Below are 19658 nucleotides of genomic sequence, written 5' to 3'. Positions count from 1 at the left end.
GTTGTGGTGATGGCGCCGTCGCCCGCGATCGCCGCTTCGGGACGGTGAGGGAGACGCGCAGGCTGGTGGGAACGACGGAGGTGGACTCCGAAACAGCAGACAGAGGATGGCGGTCGGCTGGCTGGTTCAGTCGGACCGTACGGCGAGCACCGAGAGGTCGGAGAACGGCGATTCCTCGGAGGCGGAGTCGGTGGCCCGCGCTCCGAGGGCACCCAGCGTGGTTCGGGTCACCACCTCGTCGATATGCGTGAGCCGTTCCAGAACGAGGGCGTCCAGCGACGCCGAGGCGCCCGTTTCGAGCAAGTCGGCCGCGACGTCCTCCGGCATCCAGTCGTAGGGGCGCGGGAGCACGAGGAGGTGCCGCTGACCGACGTTGCGGCGGAGTCGCTGCAGACCCGCCGTGACGTCTCCGCTCTTGTGCAGCGTCACGAAGCACGCGTCCTCCATCGGCGTCCGCGCCCTGCTCGCGGCCACTTGCAGCGAGGAAATTCCCGGAATCACCCGAACCGGGGCTCCGACGGCGGCCTCGACCTTCCCGACGAACTGGTACCCCGAGTGGTTCGGATCGCCCATCAGCACGGCCGTCCCGCGTTCCCCGTCGGCGACGCGGTCGGCGAACGTCGCGAGCGTCTCGGCCTCGTCGCGGTATCCGCAGGTGAGCAGGTCGGCGTCGGTCTGCCCAGCGACGAACTCGACGACCGTCTCGAAGCCGACGACGACGTCGGCCTCGCGGATCGAACGCTCGGCTCTCGGAGTCAGGTACTCCGGGTTTCCCGGCCCGATTCCGACGGCGTCGACCGCACTTCTCCTCCCGTCAGCGTCGGGCTCCGGTTCCGAGGCCGCGACGGCGGCCGGATCGGGCCCCGTATCCAGGTCGTACTCGTCGCTCACGGGAGGTCGACCTCGCCGTTCCGGACGTCGCTCGCGACGTGGACGAGCTCGTTCGTCAGCCCGGCCGCCAGCCCGCTCCCGCCGCGGCGGCCGACGTTCGTGATCGCCGGGACCCCACGGGCCGCTGCCACTTCGCGGAGGCGCTCGCGGCTCTCGACGGCCTTGACGAACCCGACCGGCGTGGCCACCGCGACGGCGGGTCGGGTCCCGTCTTCGATGCAGTCGGCGAGCGCGAGCGCCGCCGTCGGCGCGTTGCCCACGACGGCGACGGCGCCGTCGTAGACGCCCTCGCGATCGAGTTCCAGGACGGACGCGGCCGTCCGCGTCATCCCGGTTCGCTTCGCGAGATCGGCCCCGTTTCCGATGGCCTTCCGCACGGGGCAGCCGTGACCGCGCCCCGTGACCCCCGCTTTCACCATCGTGATATCGGTGACGATGGGGCGCTCCTCGAGGACCGCCCGCGCGCCGGCGACGACCGGTTCGTCGTCGGTCTCGCCGGTGAACCGCACGAGGTGCTGGAACTCGGGATCGCCGGTCGCGTGGACGCTCTTCTGTCGAACCCGGTCCGCGAGCGTCTCGTCGGGAACGAGTTCGCGCACGCGGTCCATACTCGTCTCCGCGATGTCCATCGCGTTCTCCGTGGTCGCGCCGAGGTCGGCGTACTCGTCGACGTCGCTCTCGGACGCAGTTTCGACTCGCTCAGTCGTCATCGCTCGACGCCTCCGGAACGGCTACTCCCCCGGCGCGCGCTTCGAGGTCACCGTCGACGCGGAGGTTGACGTCTCGCAGCCGATCGGCCGTCGCCTCGTCCGCGTCCCACAGCCCGCGGCTGATGGCTTCGAGCAAGGTGTCGGTGATGCTCTCTATGGCCCACGGGTTCACGTCTCGCATCCACTCTTGCCTGTCCGCGTCGAAGGCGTACTTCTCGGCGACGTCGCTCCAGAGTGCGTCGCTGACGACGCCGGTGGTCGCGTCCCAGCCGAGGACGACGTCGACCGTCGTGGACAGGTCGCCGGCCCCCTTGTAGTCGTGCTCTTCCATACTGTCGAGCCAGTCGGGGTTGAGCACGCGGGCGCGCATCGCCTTCCGGACCTTCTCCTCGTTCGTGTAGACGGAGACGTTGTCGGGGTCGCTGGAGTCGCCGACGTAGGAGGCCGGCTCTTCGCCCGATATCTCCGAGACGGCGGTGATGAAGCCGCCGTGGAACGCGTACCAGTCGGAGCTGTCGAACTCGTCCTGCTCGGCGGTGTCTTCGATCTTGACTGTGGCCTCGACGCTGCCCAGCCGACGTTCGAAGGCGTCGTGCGCCTCCGAGACGCGGCCGCGACTCCCCAGGGCGTACCCGCCCCACTGGACGTACACGTCGGCCAGATCGGATCGGTCCTCCCAGTTCCCCTCGTCGACGGCCTTGTTCGTGCCCGCGCCGTACCCGCCGGGACGGGTCGTGAACACGCGGTGCTTTGCGGCCGTCTCCGGATCGTCGACGCCCGCCTCCTCGAGCCGTTCGGTCTCCTCCTCGACGTGCTTCTTCACGTAGTTCATCTCGTGTGGTTCGTCCAGATCGACGACCGCGTCGACGGCGTCGCGGACGACGCTCGCGGCCTGCGGGAAGGCGTCGCGGAACAGCCCCGAGACGCGGGTCGTGACGTCGATTCGGGGGCGTTCGAGTTCGTCGAGTGGAATTGGAGAGACGCCGTCGACGCGTCCCGCGTCGGTCCACTCTGGTTCGACGCCCATCAGCGCGAGCACCTGCGCGACCGTCTCGCCGCGGGTCCGCACGGTGGGCGTCCCCCAGGCGACGACGCCGACTTCCTCGGGGTACGCGCCGTGCTCGTCGGCGTGGCGTTCGGCGGTACCCTCCGCGACCTCGCGCCCGACGCGCCAGGCGCTCTTCGCCGGGATCTTTCGGGGATCCAGCGTGTAGAAGTTCCGCGCCGTCGGCAGCAGGTCGACGCCGCCGCGGGTCGGCGCGCCGCTGCCACCGGGCGGCACGTACTCGCCGGCCAGCGCCTCGGCCGTTCGCGGAATCTCCTCGGACGCGCCGCGGACGCGCGGGGCCACCTCCTCGCAGACGAAGTTCAGGGCCGCGCGGAGGTCCTCGTGCGCACCGGACTGCACCCGCGCGTCCCCGAGCGGGTCGATATCGACGACGAGCAGGTTCATATTTACCTCATCGTCTGGCCCAGCGTCGACCTCCGAGGCCGGCGGGTCGAAGTCGTGCTCGGCGAGTGTTTCGACGAGGTCGAGGCTCGTCTCGTACACCTCGTCGGCCGCCTCCGAGAGCGTCATCCCGAGCTCCTCGTCGTAGTGGCCCGGCTCGTCGAGCATCCGCTCGTAGTCGACGCCGAGCACGCCCGCGACGCTCTCCCTGAGGCTCGGGCCGCCGGGGTTCTCCAGTCTGGTGAGCGCGACCAGATACTCGGTCAGCCGTTCGCCCTCGGGCGGTTCGCCCATCGTGTGGAGCCCCATCCGGATCTGGGTCGTCTTCACGTCCGTGAGGTACGCGTGGACGCGCTCGACGAGTTCGTCGACGGCGACGTCGTCGCCGCCGACCGCGCCCTCGGCGAGCGTGGAGCCGGCTTCGTCGGGACCGCGAACGTCTGCTTTTTCGTCGATGTCGCCCGCGATTCCCAATTCCACCGCGAGGTCGAGTTCGTCGACCTTCTCTCTGAGCTGCCGTTCGAGGCCCTCGCCGTCGTCGGTGCGGGCGTCCTCCATCCCGGCCTCACGATACTGGTCGGCGAGTTCCTCCAACTCGGACAGTTCGTCGTACGTTCCGGCGTTGCGCATCACCGGCGTGAGGTAGTCGACGATCGCCGCGTAGGAGCGCCGCTTCGCCTGCGTCCCCTCGCCGGGGTTGTTGACGATGTAGGGGTAGACGTTCGGGACGTCGTCGATCAGTTGGTCGGGGGCGCTCTCGCCGTCCAACCCGACCGTCTTGCCCGGGAGCCACTCCAGGCTGCCGTGGGTCCCGAGGTGGACGACGGCGTCGGCCTCGAACGCGTTCCGGAGCCAGCCGTAGAATGCCACGTAGTCGTGGGGCGGCTGGAGGTCCGAATCGTGGTACACTTTCGAGGGGTCCATCCCGAAGCCGCGCGGCGGCTGGAGGTCCGAATCGTGGTACACTTTCGAGGGGTCCATCCCGAAGCCGCGCGGCGGCTGGACGGTGACGAGGACGTTCCCGAACTCGACGCCCGGGATCGCGACGGGTCGGTCGGGGGCCTCGCCCCACTCGTCGCGGACGTTCTCTCGGAAGCGCTCGTCCAGTTCACCGAACCACTCGCGGTAGCGACCTGGCGCGACGACGTCGACGCTCAGGTCGCGGACGTCCTCGGGGGCGACCCAGCGGTTGTCCAGGGTGAGCTGGTCGGTGAGCCGCTCGACGAGCGCTTGGCCGCTGTCGGGGAGCGACGGCGACGCGTCGCTGCCGTCGCCCCCGCCGAGGTCGTACCCCCGTGCACCGAGTTCTTCCAGGAGATTGACCGTGCTCTCGGGGCTGTCGAGGCCGAAGGCGGTCCCGATCCCGTCGTCGCTCGGCGGGTAGTTGTGCAGGACGACCGCGACGTCCTTCTCCTCGTTCGGGACGTGCCGCAACCGCGCCCAGTTGACCGCCAGTCGCGCGGCGTGGTCGACCCGGTCGTCGATCGGGAAGTGCTGCTTCGGCGCGCTCCCGATGCCGGCCTCGTCGTCGGTGCGCTCCTTCCCGCTGATCGGGTGGGTGACGACGTTGCCGTCGAACTCCGGGAGCGCGACCGAGAGGGCGAGTTCGAAGCCCATCACGCCCGTGTTGCTCGACGCGTACCGGGACCGCGAGCGCATCGTCGTGACGGTCTGGATCACCGGGACGCCCAGTTGCTCTACAAAGACGTCTTCGGCGCTATCGCCCTCGTCGTCGGCCGCGCGCCCCCGCTCGTCCATCGACAGCGAGAACATAAACGAAGAGAGGACGGCGTCGACGAGGGGTTCTCCGTCGTCGAGGAGCCACTCCTGAGTCACCCGCTCGGCGTCCCACTGCCCCTCGGTATCGGTCGCCGGATTGCAAAAGATCGGCAGGGCGTCCGCGCCTTGGGCCTCCACGGCCCGCACCTGGGCGTCGACGTAGCGCGTGTTCTCGTGGGTCCAGTGGGACTCGTAGAACCAGACCGCGACCGTCGGCGTCGACGGGTCGAGGTCGGCCGCCAACTCCTCGTAGGACGCCCCGGGGTGATCGGGGTGGTAGACGCCCTCCGTCGGGAGCGTCACGGGATCGTCGTACTCGCGGTCGATGTGGGAATACTCGTCGGCGAGGAAGCGGAGACAGTTCGCGACGTTGGCGGTCCCGCCCCGTTCCAGGTACTCGTAGATGCGGTCGCGGTCCGTCGCGGCGACGGACGTGTCCTCGATCGCGTAGGCGTCTCCGGTCGATTTGACGACGAGCGGCACGCCGGCGTCGCGCAATCGCTCGACGGCGCGGTCGTATCCGGGCATACTCTCCTCGCCGCCGTGGAGCCAGAAGACCGCCGCCGTCGCGTCGTCGATCTCGTCGAGGAACGCGTCGACGTCGGTCCCGTCGTCGAGGTCGCTCTCCGAGCGGACGACCAGGTCGACGTCCGTCCGCTTCGCGGCGCGCTGGACGGCCCCGAGCTCGTTTTCGGTCGCGGTGTACAGGCCGATTGTTGGCATAACGTTGTTAAACCTCTATTGCGCTAATTCAAGTATGATTGATTACGGTGAAGTGAAAAAAGCTTCGCACGATCGGGAGTCAGGGTTCTCGTTCTCCCAGATCGTCGGACAGGAGGAACTCAAGCGGGCTTTACTCGCCGTCGCGGCGAACGACAGCCTGGACGGCCTCCTTATCCGAGGCGAGAAGGGAACGGCGAAGTCGACGGCGGTCCGGGCGCTGACGGACCTGCTACCGAAACAGGACGTCGTCACCGACTGTCCCTACGGCTGTCCGCCCGAGGACCCCGAACGCCAGTGCGATCGCTGTCGCCAGCGGACGGACCCGCCGCGGACCGAGCGGCCGGTCCCACTCGTGACGCTCCCGCTGGGTGCGACCCGCGAGCGGGTCGTCGGGACGCTCTCGGTGTCGGACGCGCTGGCCGGCGAGTACGAGTTCGATCCCGGCCTGCTCGCCCGCGCGAACCGCGGCATCCTCTACGTCGACGAGGTGAATCTCCTCGACGACCACCTCGTCGACGTGCTGCTGGACGCGGCGGCCAGCGGGGTCAATCGCGTCGAGCGCGACGGCGTCAGCGTCACCCACCCGGCCGACTTCACGCTCGTCGGCACGATGAACCCCGAGGAGGGTGACCTCCGTCCCCAGCTGCGGGACCGCTTCGCGCTTCAGGCGACGGTGACGGCCTGCGAGGACCTGGATCAACGGGTCGACATCATCGACCGTGCGATCGGCCGCGATACGGGGGGGACGGCGTCAAGCACCGAAACCGACGGCGAAGCAGATCGCCGAGACCAGCTCCGAACGGCCCGCGAACTCCTCCCGGAGGTCGACCTCCCGACCGAATTCCAACGGGAGATCGCGGAACTGTGCCGGGACTCGGGCGCGGAGGGACACCGCGGCGACATCGCCACGGCGCGGGCCGCGATGACCTTCGCCGCACTCGACGGACGCTCGAAGGTCGTCGAACCCGACGTCCGACGCGCGGCGGAACTCGCGCTCCCGCACCGGCTTCGAGCGCGCCCGTTCGAGGACGCCCCCGATCCCGAGGAACTCGTCGACGACCACTTCGACGGAGCGGGCGACGAAGGCAACGAGGACGATGGGGAAACCGACGGGGAAGACCCCGAAGGGAAAGAAGAAGGCGACGCCAGGGGCGAGAACAGCGACTCGGCGAACGAGTGCGGCGACCCGACGAGCGAGACCGGCGACCCCGGTGACCCGGGCGACGGCGATGGATCGGGACCATCGACCGAGCCCGAACCGTCCGAGGAGGGGAACGACCCCGACGGGACGGACGCGGGACCGTCCTCGTCGGGCCGAAACGGCGACAGCGACCCCAATCACACCGAATCGGCAGCGGGGAACGGGAAGATCGCGGAGGACGGGAACCGGAACACGGGGGCCGACACGGACGCCGACGGTGAAGATTCAGTGGACGACTCCGACGACTCCACACAGGCCAGTCCGCTCGTCCCGGGGCAGTCGCCCGCCGGAGTCGGCGCGGGACGTGCCCCCGAATTGACCGCGCCTGAGGCCGTCACGGACGCGAAGGCGGGGAGCGGCACCCGAACGCGGACCGACCCGACCGTCGACAGCGAGGGGGCCCGGGTGCGCACACGTCGCGCGAATCCGGCGGACGACGTCGACGCCGCCGCCTCGGTCCGCGCGGCGGCCGCCCGCGGCGCGTCGTCCGTCGAGTCGCGGGACCTCCGGCAGTCGGTCCGCCGGAGCGACGCGGGCGCACTGGTGCTCTTCGTCGTCGACGCCAGCGCGTCGATGCGTCCGGCGATGCGCGCGGCGAAGGGGACGGTACTCGAACTGCTGAAGGACGCGTACCGCCAGCGCGACGAGGTCGGGTTCGTCTCGTTCGCCGGCGACGGGGCGGACGTCCTCCTCCCGCCGACGAACAGCGTCACGCTCGCAGCGCGCCACCTCAAGGACCTGCCGACCGGCGACCGGACCCCGCTGCCCGCGGGGCTCCGAACCGCGGCCGACGTCCTCGATCGGGCCGACCCCGCCGCCGCCGTCGTCGTGTTGGTCACGGACGGCCGCGCGAACGTCGCCGGGGGGAGCCCGGTCGGCGAGACCCGCGAGGCCGCCCGGCGACTGGCCGAACTCGGCGCGCACGTCGTCGTCGTCGACGCAGGAGACGGCGGGGAAGCGGGAGTGGCCGGACTGGTCGCCGACGAAACAGACGGGACGCGCGTTCCGCTGTCTGCGCTCTCCGCCGAGCGGATCGACGCGGTCGTCGGTGCCGCACGTGAAAGCTGAGTTTCTCTCACACGCAAGATTTACAATCTAACTTGTCTTTTTCCAAGTGTGATTTAGAATGGCGGCAACCACTGACACCGTTCACGGCCGAATCGAAGGGATCCGAATCGAGCTGACGCCGACGCAACTCGCCGTCGGACTCGCGCTCGTCGCCGCGCTCGGATTCGCACTCCTGTTCGTTCAAGAACCGATGCTGCACGACTCGATGCACAACTTCCGGCACGCCGCGGGCATCACCTGCCACTGAGTATGCTCGTCGCTTACCTGACTCGGGGCGTGAAAGCCGGCGTGGTCGCCGGACTGGCGTTCGGCCTGCTGCTGGCGCTCGTGGCCAACCCGCTCGTCGCGTTCGCCGACGAACTCGGCCACGAGGGCGGCGAAGCCGTCGGCGAGCCCGCGACCGGCGGGCACCACGACGCAGGGGGTGGTCACCACCACGATGCCGGCGGCGGCCACCACAGTGACGTCGGGAGCGGGCACCACGAGACCGCGGTTCCCGCAGCGGTCACGAACGCCGTGAGCGTCCTCTCCGGCGTGCTCTGGGGAGTCCTCCTCGGCGGCGTCGTCTTCGGCTTCGCCTTCTACCTCCTCGAACCAGCGATTCCGGGGGCCGAGAGGTCGAAGAGCTACCTCCTGGCGGCGGCCGGGTTCGTCACCGTTTCGGGCGCGCCGTGGCTCGTCCTCCCGCCGCAGCCGCCCGGAGTCTCGCAATCGCTGCCCACGGAGACCCGAACACTCCTCTACGCCGGGATGATGGTCGCCGGGGCGCTGGTCTGTCTGCTCTCGGGGTACGCGTACCAGCGGCTCCGAGAAGCGCACGGACGGGGGGCCACCGTCCTCGCGGCCGTGCTCCCGTTCGGTCTCTTGGCCGTCCCCGCCGCGTTCGCTCCCGCGAACCCGGTCGAGAGCGCGCTCCCCTCCGACCTGGCGACGGGGCTCGTCGGGATGACCGTGTTCGGACAGGCGCTGCTCTGGGCGTTGCTCGCCGCGGCACACGCGCGGTTCCGTCGGCGCTCTGTCGGGGACCGATCGTCAGAGGTCGCGAGCGCGCGCTCGGACGCGCCGGCCGCGGCGGACTGATGCGGTCGAGAACCGAAGACGTCGTCGACGACGACTTCGCCGCTCACGTGCTCGTCTGCACGCACGTGCGGGACTCGGAGTACGCCTGCTGTGCGGACGTACAGGGCCGCAACGTGTACGAGGCGGTCAAAACGTGGCTGCGCGACCGCGACGTCTTCTGGTCGCGCGTCCGCGTCGCCGAGACGAGTTGTCTCGGCCTGTGCAGCGCCGAGGGGACCGCGGTCGCGATCCACCCCCGAAACCGCTGGTACTCCGACGTCGTCCCCGACGACGTGCCGGCGCTGCTCGAAGCCGAGTTCGGCGCGGGCGCGTCGCGGTTGAATGATCCGCGATAGAAGGGGGATCGGCCCCCCTGATCGCTACTCCTCGACGGGGAACGTCTCGTGCAGCACGTCGTGTGCCTCGCCAAGTCCGTCGAGGACGCTCTCGCCCTGATCGGTCAGCCTGTGCACCGCGCGTTCGGCGTCGCGAACGGCGACGAGTCGCCCGCGGACGTAGCCGTACGCCGGGTCGTCGGGATCGGTCGCGGCGACTTCCGCCTCTAGGTCCACGAGCGCCGCGTCGAGGTGTCGCTCGATCTCCGAGAGCGTCTCCGCGTTCGCGAGGGCTTCGATCGGGCCGTCGAGGTGGCCCTCCAGTTCCTTCTCCGCGTGCTCGCGAGCGCTTCGATCTTCCGTTCCGAGCACGTTCATCAGTCCGAGTCGTAGGGCTTCGATTTCGTGACAGCTCATTTATAACACTTGGTCGACGAGGTCCGAGACGATGCGGTCCCGATCGAGGTGGGACGAGACGATTCGCTCCGCGTCGCTCCCGTCGACGCCGCCGTACCAGACGCCGTCGGGGTAGACGGCGACCATCGGGCCGTCGCCGCAGCGGCCGAGACACGACGAACGCGTGATCCGGGCGTCGCAGGCGTCGGAATCGCGTGCGGCCTGCCGCAACCCTTCGAGGACGGCCGGCGCGCCGTCGGCGGCGCACGTCTGATTGGTACACACCGCGACGTGCTTCGCCGGCGCGTCGTGTGCGTGTGGCTCGTCGTCCACGTCGTCGCGGTCGGCGTGCGACTCCTGATGCGTCAGCGCGCGCAACGTCGCTTTCGCGCCGCCGACGTCCGCCTCGTAGCCGTCGAGTTCGACCTTGTACTTGCAGGTGTCACAGGACATATCGACGCTTTCCGTCCGGGCCTCCTGCCAGCGGTCGCCGAGGACGTCCAGCAGCCGGCCGTCCGTTCCGAGCGGGTCGCCGGCCGCCGCGTCGACGTAGGGGTACTCGTCGTCGAACTCGGCGGCCCCCTCGCGGATCCGCCCGGTGAGGACGCCGTCGCCGAGCATGTACGGGAGCACGACGACGGCGTCGGGCCGGTGTTTGGCGGCGGCGTGCAGCGCCTCCTCCAACCGCGGCTCGGTGACGCCGATGAAGGCCGTCTCGACGCGGTCGAAGGCCCGGCCCTCGTACAGCAACCGGGCGAGTTTGTGCGCGTCGCTGTTGGCGTCCGGATCGCTGGAGCCGCGCGCGCAGAGCACCACCGCGACGTCGTCGGTCTCGCGGTCGACGCCCAACTCGGCCTCCACGGCCGCCGCCCGGTCGTCGAGCAGGTCGACGAGCGCCGGGTGGACGCCGAGGTGTGCGCCGTTGTGGACGGTGACGTCGGGGTGTTCGTTCCTGGCTCGCTGGACCGCCAGCGGGACGTCGTTCTTCACGTGGCTCGCGGCGAACAGCGACAGTTGCACGACGCTGATTCGCGAGACTGTCGCCGCGAGCCCGGCGATCGCGTCGGATATCGAGGGCGTCGCGAGTTCCAGAAAGCCGGCGTCGACCGGTAGGCCGAGTCGATCCTCCAGATCGGCCGCGAGCGCCCGGACCTGTTCGTTCGACTTCTCGCGGCGGGAGCCGTGGCCTACCAGCAACACGGCCTCGTCGTCGAGTACGCCGGTGTCGTCCCGCGCGTCCGGCGAGGCTCTGGCGTTCGCGGTCATCTTGAGAGCTCGCCCACCTCGCTCCCCGTAGCCCGCTCGACGCTTCGGCGGAGTTTCCCACGCCGCGCGGTCGAGTACAACCCGGAGTCGTCGCTTCCGGCGTACGTCCACCGCGCGAACGCCGCCGTGTCCGCGTCGTCGGCCAGGCCGAACCAGTAGCCGCCCGAGGACGTCTCCGAGAGATCGTCAGTCGGGACGTGGGGCGCTGCGGCGTCGAGCAGCGAGCGAACGGTTCTGAGCAACGCCTCGTCCTCGTGGACGAACGACACGCCGACCGATCCCGACGACTCCCGGAAGCAGACGGTGCCGCAGGCTTCGAGGATCCCCCGGAGGAACTGCGCGCGGTACTCGGCGAACGCGTCGAAGCGGTACCCGCCCGGCTGGCCGTCGATCGGCAGGCCCAGGGCCGCGGCGGCGCGATCGGCCGGCGCGCCGAACACCTGTAACTCGTACTCGTCGTCGAAGCGAACGATCGAGGCGTCGTGCGCCGACTCGCGGGCTGCGACCCGGTGGTCGTGATCGACCCGGGCGGTCCCGGCGACCGCAGCCAGCGCGTCGGCCGCCGTCTCGTCTGCCGCGCGGACGGTCACGCAGTCGCGCGTCAGTTCGCCGTCGCCGGCGACGCGCCCCCAGAAGTACGCCGTCGCCGGCGTCGCCGAAAGCAGGTCCTCGACCGGTTCGGGCGTGACCGACGTCCGACTCGCGTCACTCATCATCACCCTCCGTCAGTACCTCGATTGCGTCGACGGGACAGGCGCGGGCGGCCTGTTTCGCGGCCTCTACGCGGTCGTCGGCGAACGGGACGACGAGTTCGTCGTGCTCGTTGGGCCCGCAGTCGCCGCCGGACCGACTGCCGCCATCGGCCGCCGCCAGCCCCTCCGACGCCTCGATGGTCGCCAACCCGTCGGCGGCCTCGACGAACCGATCGTCGCGGACGAGGCAGGCGAAGACGCCCTCGCAAGCGCCTCGGTCGAGGCGAACTCGGTACTCAGTAGTCATACTTGGACTCGTAGCCGCGGGGGGTCACCATCCGGTCGTCCCAGACGTACGTCTCCTCGTTGCCGACGAGGATGGTCGTCGTCATATCGACGAGGTCGGTCTCGCCGAGTTCTTCTAACTCCCCGAGTTCGACGATGTCGACTTCCTCGTCGTCGCGGCCCGCGCCGTGGACGATCCCGACGGGCGTGTCGGCCGCGCGGTGCTCCAAGAGGATCTCACAGCACTTCCGGAAGTTCTCCCGGCGCTTGCGGCTCCAGGGGTTGTAGATCGCGATGGTGAACCCCTCCTTCGCGGCGGCGTGGAGTCGGGACTCGATGGTCGGCATCGACGTCAGGTGGTCCGACAGCGAGATGCTGACGGTGTCGTTCACGAGCGGCGCGCCCAGCCGCGCCCCGCAGGACTGGGCGGCCGGAACGCCGGGGACGACCTCGAAGTCGACCATACTCGCGGTCGCGCCCTTCGATTCCAGAATCTCCAGCGCCAGGCCGGCCAGCGCGTAGACGTTCGGATCGCCGCTTCCGATGATCGCGACGTCGTTGCCCGCGAGCGCCCGGTCGATCGCCTCCTCCGTCCGGGAGACCTCGCCGCACATCGGGGTGTCGTACAGTTCTTCGGCTGACTCGGTGACCTCGTCGGGTAAGAGCTCGACGTACGTGGTGTAGCCGACGATGTGCTCGGCCTCCAAGAGCGCTCCCCGAGCCCGCTGGGTCATCCCTTCCGGCTGCCCGGGGCCCAGGCCGACAGCGACGAGGCGTCCGGGGTCGGCTTCGAAGTCGTCGACGGTGGACTCGACCTTCTCGTCGGTCTTCGCGTGCTTGGATCCGCCGCACTTCGAGTCGGACGGAGAGGTGGATCCGGACGTCAAGCCGGAACCGGAAGCCCCGCAGGCCGACTCGCTTCCGTCGACCGAGGTGGACGCCCCGCATTTCGATCCGGAGCCGGTCTCGGTCGCGGTGTCGGCCGCACTCGAATCGGTCGACGCGCCGCATTCGCTCTCGGCGTCCGTACTCGTCTCCGTGCCTGTACTCGTCTCGGTGGTGTCGTTCGTGCTCATTGTCAGATGTTGGTGGCGTCAGTGCTGGTTTTCAGAAGTCGTCGACGTCACGCCCGCCGCGCGGGGTGACGAGGTGCTTTCTGTACTCGTTCTCCCAGACCGCCGTCTCGTGATTGCCGATCAGGATCGAGGTCCCCATCCCGCCGACCTCGTCGTCGTGGTCGTTCGCCTCGCCGAGGGTGGTGATCGTGTGCGTCTCGTCGTCGAGGTTCCGACCCGCGTCGCCGCGGCCGGCGTCGTTGAAGATCCCCACCGGAACGTCGTCGGTGCGCTCCTCTCGCACCACGTCGATGGCGCGCTGGTAATCGCGCCAGCAGTTGTACAGCACGATCACGAACCCGCTGATCGCCGCGGCGCGGAGTTTCTCCTCGATCTCGTCCCAGCCGCGCCACTTGTCCGACAGCGAGACGGTGCAGAAGTCGTTCGACAGCGGCGCGCCGAGGTTCGCCGCGCCGCCGAGCGCCGCCGTCACGCCGGGGACCACCTCGATCGGGACGTCGTCGGCCCCCTCGGCCTCCGCCATCGTGAACAGCAGGTCGCTCTTGCCGTAGACGTTCGGATCGCCGCCGGAGACGTGGGCGACGTCCTCGCCGGCGCGGACGCGCTCGAACGCCTCGCGGGCCAGTTCGACCTGCCGCCCCATCGACGAGCGGACGAGCGTCTGGCGGGTCCCGCTCGGACGTTCGAGGACGGTCCCGGACTCGCTTCCAGCACTCGTTCCGCCGTCCGGAGCGGCATCGCCCGCCGCGGCCGCTTCCACCTCGGCGCTCTCCGGCGGGAGCGTCCCGTCACGTCGAAGGAACTCCTGATAGAGGTTCGAGGCGATCACGCAGTCGGCGGTCGCGACGACGTCTTTCGCCCGCTGGGTCATCGCGTGCGGCAGTCCGGGACCGATGCCGACGACGTACAGCGTTCCGGGCGAATCGCCGGTGGCGTCGGTGCCCGCGCCCGAATCCGACGCACCCGTGTCGGCGACGGCGTCGTCAGTTTCCGCCATCTTACCGCCCCACCGCCACGGTCACGGCGTCGTCGAACCGCTCTTTTTCCAGTACCAGGTCGTGCTCGCGACCGCCCGCGATGGCCGACGCCTCGGCGATGCCGGGCCAGCCGATGAGTTCCTTCGACCGCGACGGCGAAGGGCCTTCGAACGCTTCGAGGGTCTCTCTCTCGAAGAGGACGACGCCGGAGTCGATCTCCTGGGCGGCCTCGTAGAGGCCTTCTTCACCCTCTTTTCGGGTGCCGGTCGCGACGAAATCGACGTCGGAGAAGTCCAACCCCAGGTCGTCGAGGGCGGCCGCCCAGGCGTCGAGCACCTGCGACTTCTTCACCCCCGAGACCGTCCCGGTCCCGAGGACGACTCCCTCTTCGGCGTTCCGCTTGAGGACGGTGACGTCGTCGTCGACGAGGACCGCCCGGGGGCCGTCGAGGCGCGCGACGGGGCCGAGTTCGTCGTTCAGGACGGCGAGGTTCGTCGCGACCGTGGAGTCGCCGTTGACCACGTGCGCGTCCAGCGCCTTCGCCTTGCTCTCGACGCCCTGTTTGCCCGCGGCCTCGCTCGCGGTCGTCATCGCGGGCACCGCGCCCAACCGCGAGAGGTCGTCAGCCACCTGGTTCGCGCCGTGGTGCCCGCCCGTGATCGGGATGGCCCACGTGAGTTCCTCGTCGACGACGACGATGGCGGGGTCGTCCCACTTGTCGTCGAGCAGCGGCGCGGTCTTGCGCATCGCGATGCCGGAGGCCATCAGCCCGACGAAGCAGTCGTACTCGCCCCAGTGCTCCGCGAAGACGTCGCCGTGGTACTCGACGATGTCGACGCGTTCGTAGCCGTCGCCGATCCCCGCCGCGATCTCCTCGGCGGCGTCGAGTTTCCGCTCGAAGCTGATGATCGCGATCTCCTCGGCCACCTCCCCATCGGAGTCCGGCGTGGAACAGTGGCCGCTCGATTCGCCCGCGTCCGTGTCGGTGTCGTTCGTGTCCGTGCTCATAGTTCGGTCGTCGTCAGTCGTCGGCCTCGCTCGCGGTCTCGTCTCGATTCGCCCAGTCGCCGTACAGGTAGGAGCGCTCGTAGCCAGCCTTCCGCGCGGCGTCGCCGATGACGACCATCGCGGAGGCGCGGTAGCCCGCCACCGCCAGTCGCTCGCCGATCGTCCCGATCGTGCCCTCGATGACCTCCTCGTCCGGCCACGACGCGTGGTAGACGACGGCCACCGGCGTGTCGGGGTCGTGGCCGTCGTCGAGGAGCCGATCCATCGTCTCGTCGACCGCGTGGGTCCCGAGGTAGACGCAGGTCGTCACGTCGCCCATCCCGACGAACTCGCCGATGTGGTCGTCCTCGGGGTCGAGCGTCTTCCCCTGCGGACGCGTGAACGCGACGTGGTTCGCCACCCCGTTCAGGGTGAGTTGCGTTCGGAGCGTCGCGCTGGCCGCGAACGCGGAGGTCACGCCCGGAACGATGTACGTAGGAACGCCCTCGTGCTCCAGGGCGTCCATCTGCTCTACGGCCGCCCCGTAGACCGCGGGATCACCGCTGTGGAGGCGGACGACGTTCTGCCCCGACTCGTGGGCGTCCCGCATCAGCGGCACGAGTTCCTCTAAGTCCTTGCCGATGCTCGACACTTGCTCGGCGTCCGCGCAGTACTCCGTCAAGAGTTCGCTGTTGACCAGCGACCCGGCGTGAACCACGAGGTCCGAAGACTCGACGAGTTCCCTTCCGGTGACGGTGAGCAGCCCCGGGTCGCCCGGGCCCGCCCCGATGAAGGGAATTCCCTCCTGCACGTCACCGGCGGTCTTCGCCTCGATTCTGGGGTCGCGTTCGCTCGCTCGCGCGGTCGACTCCGCGTCGATGGCCTCCTGCGGGTCGGTCATCGCGACGGTCCCTCTCGAACCGTGTCGCCGCAGGCCTCGCCCTCCGCGCGCTCGACCGATGCGAGGTCGGTGGCGGCGAGCGACTCCGCGGCCGACCCCATTCCCCCGTCGGTCTCCGCCGTCGGCTCCACCCCTCCGTCGGTCTGCGCCGGGGGGCCGGGATCGGTCCCCGACTCCTCGCCGAACGCCGCGGTCGCCGGCCGCGGATCCAGCCCGCGCTTCTCCGCGTACGCGAGGGTGTAGTAGTCGCGGTCGGCCAGGGCTTCGGGGTCGTCGGTCACGACGGTCTCGCCCTGTTCCATATACAGTCTGCGGCCGTAGACGACGTCGTAACCGGCGTCGACGAGTCCCTCGTGGGTCGCGGGGACGTCGGTGACCTTGAACAGGACCATTCGGTCCGGACCGGTCGGGGCCGCCCCGCGGGCGGCCTCGTGCAGCGCGACGCTCGATCCCGAGGCGATCTCGACCCCGAGGGCGGTCGTGAAGGCGGTGACGGCGCTCACTCCCGGGACGACCTCGACGTCGACGTCCGGATGGAACGCCGCGAGCGTCCGCCGCAGGTGACCGAACGTCGAGTAGACGTTCGGATCGCCCAGCGTGACGAACGCCGCGGTGTCGTCGCGGGCGCGCGGTGCGATCTCCGCGGCGGCGGCCTTCCAGGCGCGTCGGAGTTCCTCCTCGTCGCGGGTCATCGGGAAGTCGACGTCGCCGATCCGCGCCTCGGGGACGTGCTCGGTCGCGACCGACCGAGAGAGGCGACCGGGCGAGTACACGACGTCCGCCGCTTCGAGAACGCGGCGGCCGCGCACGGTCACGAGGTCGGCCTCGCCGGGGCCGAGTCCGACGCCGTAGAGCGTCATCGGCGTCCGCCTCCCGTGGAGTCTCCCGGCGACCGCTCAGTGCCTCGCACGCGCTCGTCGCCGTCGGTCGACGTCTCCCCGCCGTCTGTCGCCGCCCCCCCGTCGTCCATCGCCGCCTTCCCACCGTCGGCCGCGACCTCCCCGGCCCCCCCGACCAGCATATACACCGGGTTCTGGGAGTCGAAACTCGTCGCGCCGGCGAGTTCGTAGCCGTGGCTCACCTGGAACTGGACTACCTCGTCTAAGAGGCCCCGTTCCCTGAACGCCGCCGTCGCCGCCCCGGCGACCTCCAGCCGCGAGACGTTCATCACCACGCGGTCGATCCGGTGCTCGACCGCGTGGTCGAGGACGGCCTCGTAGTTCCGGCTGCCGCCGAGGAACAGCGCGTCGGCGTCCGTCGGGAGCCCCTCCGGCGCTTCGGACTCTCGCAGTTCCACGCTTCCGCCCACCTCGTTGGCCGCGAGGTTCTTTCTGCTCGTTTCGACCCGTTCGGGCTTCCGTTCCAGTGCCGTGACTCGACCGGCGCGTCGGGCGGCCTCGACGGTGACCGCGCCGGTACACGAACCGACCTCCGCGAAGTGGTCGGTCGGTGTGAGATCGAGTTTACTGAGAAGGACGGCTCTCACTTCGGACTTCGTCGGCCCGGCCTTCGCGTCGTGTGGGAGCGAGACGTGCGCCATCGACGAATACAACCGTCGTAGGGCGTAAAACAATTTTGGTTGTATTAGAAAAATTCAGATTGCTCTCAATGGCGTAGAATCGCGCAGAAGCTCAATTTCGGGCGAACTAAGGCAAAATTACTTTGCCTCGGCGGTCGGAGATACGTCAATGGCGAGGAACGCGGACGATGCCGAGAAATTCGGCGTTCTCCAGAGCAAACGGAACGCGACCCGCTACCAGATTCTGGTACAGATCGCAGAGCGCCAGCCCGCGGTGAATCAACAGGAGATCGCCGACGCGATCGGTATCACCGCCCAGGCGGTCAGCGACTACCTCCAGGACCTCGTCGGACACGGGTACGTCAACAAGCACGGTCGCGGCCGCTACGAGGTGACGAAGGAGGGCGTCGACTGGCTGATCTCCCAGACCGACGAGCTCCGCGGGTTCGTCGAACACGTCTCCGAGGACGTCATCGGCCAGGTCGAGATCGAGACGGCCATCGCGACGACGGACATCCGGGAGGGCGAGACGGTCTCGCTGACGATGCGGGACGGGGTCCTCCGGGCGATGTCGGGCGACACCGGAAACGCAACCGCGGTTGCGGTGACGGACGCCGAGGCAGGAGCCGACGTCGGAATCACGAACTTCGAGGGCGTCGTCGACTACGAGCTGGGGACCGTGACGATCGTCTCGGTCCCACAGGTCCAAAACGGCGGCAGTTCGGCGGTGGATCCGGAGCGAGTCTCCGATCTCGCCGAGCAACACGACCTGATCGCCGTCGGGGGAGTCGAAGCCATCGTCGCGGCCGACACGGCGAATCTCGAACCGGACATCCGGTTCGGCAGCAGCGCCGGCGTTCAAGAGGCGGCCACGAAGGGACTCGACATCCTCCTCTTGACCTCGACCGACCTGCTCTCGGCGCACACCGACAAGCTCCGGGAACAGAACCTGAGCTACGAGGTCGTCGACGCGGCCGACTCGTAAGCCGGTCGGCCTCGTGAGCGCCGCTGGGCTTATGTCGCGAGAGCGTCTCGGATCCGAGCGATGAACGACGGCGTCAGAGAGCCGGACGGCTCCAGACTCACGGACTTCGAAGACGCCCTGGAGCGCCTGTTCCGCGACGGCCGCGCGAACGCCGTCCTGTCGTGGTTCCTGGTCGGCGTGCTCGCGTCGGTGTTCGTCGAGAGCGCCCTCGACGTCGACTACGGCTGGATCCTGTTCGTCGGCGTCGTCGGGTTCGTCGTGCTGCTCCCGCCGGTCGCCCACCGCGAGTGGCGCGTGATGCTCCCCTGGGAGTTACTCGTCGTCGCCCTGTTTCCGATCCTCGTCCGCGGTCTCGTCGGCGGGACGGTCGGGACCTTCGCCACCTATCTCTCGCTGGCGGGGCTCGCGCTGCTCGTCATCGTCGAACTCCACACCTTCACGGCGCTGCGGGTCACTCACTGGTTCGCCGTGGGACTGGTCGTTCTGACGACGCTGGCCGCCGCAGCCGCCTGGACCGTCTTCCGGTGGAACGCCGACCGGTTCCTCGGGACCGCCTTTCTCGTCGACAACGAGACGCTGATGATCGAGTGGCTGTACGTCACGCTCGCCGGTCTCGCCGCGGGCGTGCTGTTCGACGGCTACTTCAGGCGACGTGATCGCCTCCTCTGGCGGCTCCTCCGCCGGGTGGTGCGACGATGACGCTCCTGCCCCGACCGTCGCTGCGGAATCAGCGCCGTATCACCCGGGGAATGCAGGCCGTGCTGCTCGTGCTCGTCGGCTACGGCTTCTTCGCCGGCAACCCGAAGGCGGTCTCGAACGGCGGGATCGCCCTGCTGATCACCTTCGTCCCGGCCGTGCTCCGGCGGAACTACGACTTCCCGCTGGACCCGTGGCTCGCCCTCTGGATCACGACCGCGGTGTTCCTGCACACGCTCGGATCCGCCGGACTCTACAGTCAGATCGGTTGGTGGGACCATCTCACGCACGCGACCTCGGCCTCGCTCGTCGCGGCCGCCGGCTACACCGTCGCTCGGGCGATCGACCTCCACCACGAGGAGATCCACATCCCGCGACGGTTCTTCTTCGTCTATATCTTCGTGATCGTGCTCTCGTTCGGCGTCATCTGGGAGCTGTTCGAGTTCGGTCTCGACATCGCCGCCGACACGACGGGGCTCACGATGCCGCTGGCCCAACACGGTCTCGACGACACCGTCCGCGACGCGATGTTCAACTCCCTGGGCGCGCTCCTCGTCGCCGTCTTCGGCCAGGTACACCTCACCGGCGTCGCCGAATCTCTCCGGAAGCGACTCCTCACAGCGGAGTCGTGAGCGATGACGCCTTTGCGAATCGTTCTCTCG

20 protein-coding genes are annotated in these 19658 nt (G+C 69.3%); 7 read left to right on the top strand and 13 right to left on the bottom strand.

The window, feature by feature from the left end:
* Window positions 1-126: 126 nt before the first annotated feature.
* Genes NO360_RS04900 through NO360_RS04890 form a run of 3 tightly spaced genes read right to left on the bottom strand, consistent with a single transcriptional unit; the run spans window position 127 to window position 5553 of the window.
* Window positions 127-891, bottom strand: a complete 765-nt coding sequence (locus NO360_RS04900; protein ID WP_256306404.1) for a cobalt-precorrin-7 (C(5))-methyltransferase — start codon at window positions 889-891, stop codon at window positions 127-129.
* Entirely contained in the window at window positions 888-1601 is a 714-nt protein-coding gene (locus NO360_RS04895) for a precorrin-8X methylmutase (protein ID WP_256306402.1), read from the bottom strand. The genes NO360_RS04900 and NO360_RS04895 overlap by 4 nt, the downstream gene beginning before the upstream one ends.
* Entirely contained in the window at window positions 1591-5553 is a 3963-nt protein-coding gene (locus NO360_RS04890) for a cobaltochelatase subunit CobN (protein WP_256306400.1), read from the bottom strand. Before NO360_RS04890 ends, NO360_RS04895 begins: the two co-directional genes overlap by 11 nt.
* Window positions 5554-5587: 34 nt before the next feature.
* Between NO360_RS04890 and NO360_RS04885 the strand changes: the two genes are divergently transcribed.
* Genes NO360_RS04885 through NO360_RS04870 form a run of 4 tightly spaced genes read left to right on the top strand, consistent with a single transcriptional unit; the run spans window position 5588 to window position 9237 of the window.
* Window positions 5588-7822 (top strand): VWA domain-containing protein, encoded by a 2235-nt coding sequence (locus tag NO360_RS04885; protein ID WP_256306399.1) that lies wholly within the window; start codon window positions 5588-5590, stop codon window positions 7820-7822.
* Between the two features lie 58 nt (window positions 7823-7880).
* Window positions 7881-8069, top strand: coding sequence for a CbtB domain-containing protein (locus NO360_RS04880; protein ID WP_256306398.1), 189 nt, complete (start codon window positions 7881-7883; stop codon window positions 8067-8069).
* A gap of 2 nt (window positions 8070-8071) precedes the next feature.
* A complete protein-coding gene (locus tag NO360_RS04875) occupies window positions 8072-8902 on the top strand; it encodes a CbtA family protein (protein WP_256306397.1) in 831 nt (276 codons plus the stop codon).
* The gene (locus tag NO360_RS04870; protein WP_256306395.1) at window positions 8902-9237 is read left to right on the top strand and encodes a (2Fe-2S) ferredoxin domain-containing protein; all 336 of its coding nucleotides are present in this window, start codon (window positions 8902-8904) and stop codon (window positions 9235-9237) included. Before NO360_RS04875 ends, NO360_RS04870 begins: the two co-directional genes overlap by 1 nt.
* Window positions 9238-9261: 24 nt before the next feature.
* Here NO360_RS04870 and NO360_RS04865 read toward each other — a convergent pair whose 3' ends face one another.
* Genes NO360_RS04865 through cbiT form a run of 10 tightly spaced genes read right to left on the bottom strand, consistent with a single transcriptional unit; the run spans window position 9262 to window position 17336 of the window.
* Entirely contained in the window at window positions 9262-9633 is a 372-nt protein-coding gene (locus tag NO360_RS04865; protein ID WP_256306393.1) for a DUF3209 family protein, read from the bottom strand.
* Window positions 9634-10878: a CbiX/SirB N-terminal domain-containing protein gene (locus tag NO360_RS04860; RefSeq protein ID WP_256306391.1), complete on the bottom strand. Its 1245-nt coding sequence runs from the start codon at window positions 10876-10878 to the stop codon at window positions 9634-9636.
* A complete protein-coding gene (locus tag NO360_RS04855) occupies window positions 10875-11591 on the bottom strand; it encodes a cobalamin biosynthesis protein (protein ID WP_256306389.1) in 717 nt (238 codons plus the stop codon). Before NO360_RS04855 ends, NO360_RS04860 begins: the two co-directional genes overlap by 4 nt.
* Window positions 11584-11877 carry a ferredoxin gene (locus tag NO360_RS04850; RefSeq protein WP_256306387.1) on the bottom strand — a complete coding sequence of 98 codons (294 nt, stop codon included), beginning with the start codon at window positions 11875-11877 and terminating at the stop codon, window positions 11584-11586. The genes NO360_RS04855 and NO360_RS04850 overlap by 8 nt, the downstream gene beginning before the upstream one ends.
* Complete coding sequence (gene cobJ / locus NO360_RS04845; protein ID WP_256306386.1) at window positions 11867-12931, bottom strand: precorrin-3B C(17)-methyltransferase; 1065 nt, start codon at window positions 12929-12931, stop codon at window positions 11867-11869. Before cobJ ends, NO360_RS04850 begins: the two co-directional genes overlap by 11 nt.
* Before the next feature lie 31 nt (window positions 12932-12962).
* Window positions 12963-13928, bottom strand: a complete 966-nt coding sequence (locus NO360_RS04840; protein WP_256306385.1) for a precorrin-3B C(17)-methyltransferase — start codon at window positions 13926-13928, stop codon at window positions 12963-12965.
* 1 nt (window position 13929) lies between these two features.
* The gene (gene cbiG, locus NO360_RS04835) at window positions 13930-14916 is read right to left on the bottom strand and encodes a cobalt-precorrin 5A hydrolase (protein WP_256306384.1); all 987 of its coding nucleotides are present in this window, start codon (window positions 14914-14916) and stop codon (window positions 13930-13932) included.
* Between the two features lie 13 nt (window positions 14917-14929).
* The gene (locus NO360_RS04830) at window positions 14930-15796 is read right to left on the bottom strand and encodes a cobalt-precorrin-4/precorrin-4 C(11)-methyltransferase (RefSeq protein WP_256306383.1); all 867 of its coding nucleotides are present in this window, start codon (window positions 15794-15796) and stop codon (window positions 14930-14932) included.
* Window positions 15793-16656, bottom strand: coding sequence for a cobalt-factor II C(20)-methyltransferase (locus NO360_RS04825; RefSeq protein ID WP_256306382.1), 864 nt, complete (start codon window positions 16654-16656; stop codon window positions 15793-15795). Before NO360_RS04825 ends, NO360_RS04830 begins: the two co-directional genes overlap by 4 nt.
* Window positions 16653-17336 carry a precorrin-6Y C5,15-methyltransferase (decarboxylating) subunit CbiT gene (cbiT, locus tag NO360_RS04820; protein ID WP_256306381.1) on the bottom strand — a complete coding sequence of 228 codons (684 nt, stop codon included), beginning with the start codon at window positions 17334-17336 and terminating at the stop codon, window positions 16653-16655. Before cbiT ends, NO360_RS04825 begins: the two co-directional genes overlap by 4 nt.
* A gap of 148 nt (window positions 17337-17484) precedes the next feature.
* Here cbiT and NO360_RS04815 point away from each other — a divergent pair, with 148 nt between their 5' ends.
* From NO360_RS04815 to NO360_RS04805, 3 genes are read left to right on the top strand one after another with little or no spacing between them, the layout of a single operon-like run.
* Window positions 17485-18300 carry a DUF7839 domain-containing protein gene (locus NO360_RS04815; protein WP_256306380.1) on the top strand — a complete coding sequence of 272 codons (816 nt, stop codon included), beginning with the start codon at window positions 17485-17487 and terminating at the stop codon, window positions 18298-18300.
* A 60-nt stretch (window positions 18301-18360) separates the two neighbouring features.
* Window positions 18361-18999 (top strand): hypothetical protein, encoded by a 639-nt coding sequence (locus tag NO360_RS04810; protein WP_256306379.1) that lies wholly within the window; start codon window positions 18361-18363, stop codon window positions 18997-18999.
* A gap of 20 nt (window positions 19000-19019) precedes the next feature.
* Complete coding sequence (locus NO360_RS04805; RefSeq protein WP_345780184.1) at window positions 19020-19628, top strand: DUF2238 domain-containing protein; 609 nt, start codon at window positions 19020-19022, stop codon at window positions 19626-19628.
* Window positions 19629-19658: the final 30 nt, after the last annotated feature.

This window comes from Halobellus litoreus (assembly GCF_024464595.1).
Classification (GTDB): Archaea; Halobacteriota; Halobacteria; order Halobacteriales; family Haloferacaceae; genus Haloquadratum; species Haloquadratum litoreum.
Note: the sequence above shows the minus strand (reverse complement) of the source record. Positions and strands in the feature narration are given on the sequence as shown.

Coding starts and splice junctions, on each gene's coding strand:
- NO360_RS04895 (WP_256306402.1), bottom strand. CDS start 1,601: ATGACGACTGAGCGAGTCGAAACTGCGTCCGAGAGCGACGTCGACGAG.
- NO360_RS04890 (WP_256306400.1), bottom strand. CDS start 5,553: ATGCCAACAATCGGCCTGTACACCGCGACCGAAAACGAGCTCGGGGCC.
- NO360_RS04885 (WP_256306399.1), top strand. CDS start 5,588: ATGATTGATTACGGTGAAGTGAAAAAAGCTTCGCACGATCGGGAGTCA.
- NO360_RS04880 (WP_256306398.1), top strand. CDS start 7,881: ATGGCGGCAACCACTGACACCGTTCACGGCCGAATCGAAGGGATCCGA.
- NO360_RS04875 (WP_256306397.1), top strand. CDS start 8,072: ATGCTCGTCGCTTACCTGACTCGGGGCGTGAAAGCCGGCGTGGTCGCC.
- NO360_RS04870 (WP_256306395.1), top strand. CDS start 8,902: ATGCGGTCGAGAACCGAAGACGTCGTCGACGACGACTTCGCCGCTCAC.
- NO360_RS04865 (WP_256306393.1), bottom strand. CDS start 9,633: ATGAGCTGTCACGAAATCGAAGCCCTACGACTCGGACTGATGAACGTG.
- NO360_RS04860 (WP_256306391.1), bottom strand. CDS start 10,878: ATGACCGCGAACGCCAGAGCCTCGCCGGACGCGCGGGACGACACCGGC.
- NO360_RS04855 (WP_256306389.1), bottom strand. CDS start 11,591: ATGAGTGACGCGAGTCGGACGTCGGTCACGCCCGAACCGGTCGAGGAC.
- NO360_RS04850 (WP_256306387.1), bottom strand. CDS start 11,877: ATGACTACTGAGTACCGAGTTCGCCTCGACCGAGGCGCTTGCGAGGGC.
- cobJ (WP_256306386.1), bottom strand. CDS start 12,931: ATGAGCACGAACGACACCACCGAGACGAGTACAGGCACGGAGACGAGT.
- NO360_RS04840 (WP_256306385.1), bottom strand. CDS start 13,928: ATGGCGGAAACTGACGACGCCGTCGCCGACACGGGTGCGTCGGATTCG.
- cbiG (WP_256306384.1), bottom strand. CDS start 14,916: ATGAGCACGGACACGAACGACACCGACACGGACGCGGGCGAATCGAGC.
- NO360_RS04830 (WP_256306383.1), bottom strand. CDS start 15,796: ATGACCGACCCGCAGGAGGCCATCGACGCGGAGTCGACCGCGCGAGCG.
- NO360_RS04825 (WP_256306382.1), bottom strand. CDS start 16,656: ATGACGCTCTACGGCGTCGGACTCGGCCCCGGCGAGGCCGACCTCGTG.
- cbiT (WP_256306381.1), bottom strand. CDS start 17,336: ATGGCGCACGTCTCGCTCCCACACGACGCGAAGGCCGGGCCGACGAAG.
- NO360_RS04815 (WP_256306380.1), top strand. CDS start 17,485: ATGGCGAGGAACGCGGACGATGCCGAGAAATTCGGCGTTCTCCAGAGC.
- NO360_RS04810 (WP_256306379.1), top strand. CDS start 18,361: ATGAACGACGGCGTCAGAGAGCCGGACGGCTCCAGACTCACGGACTTC.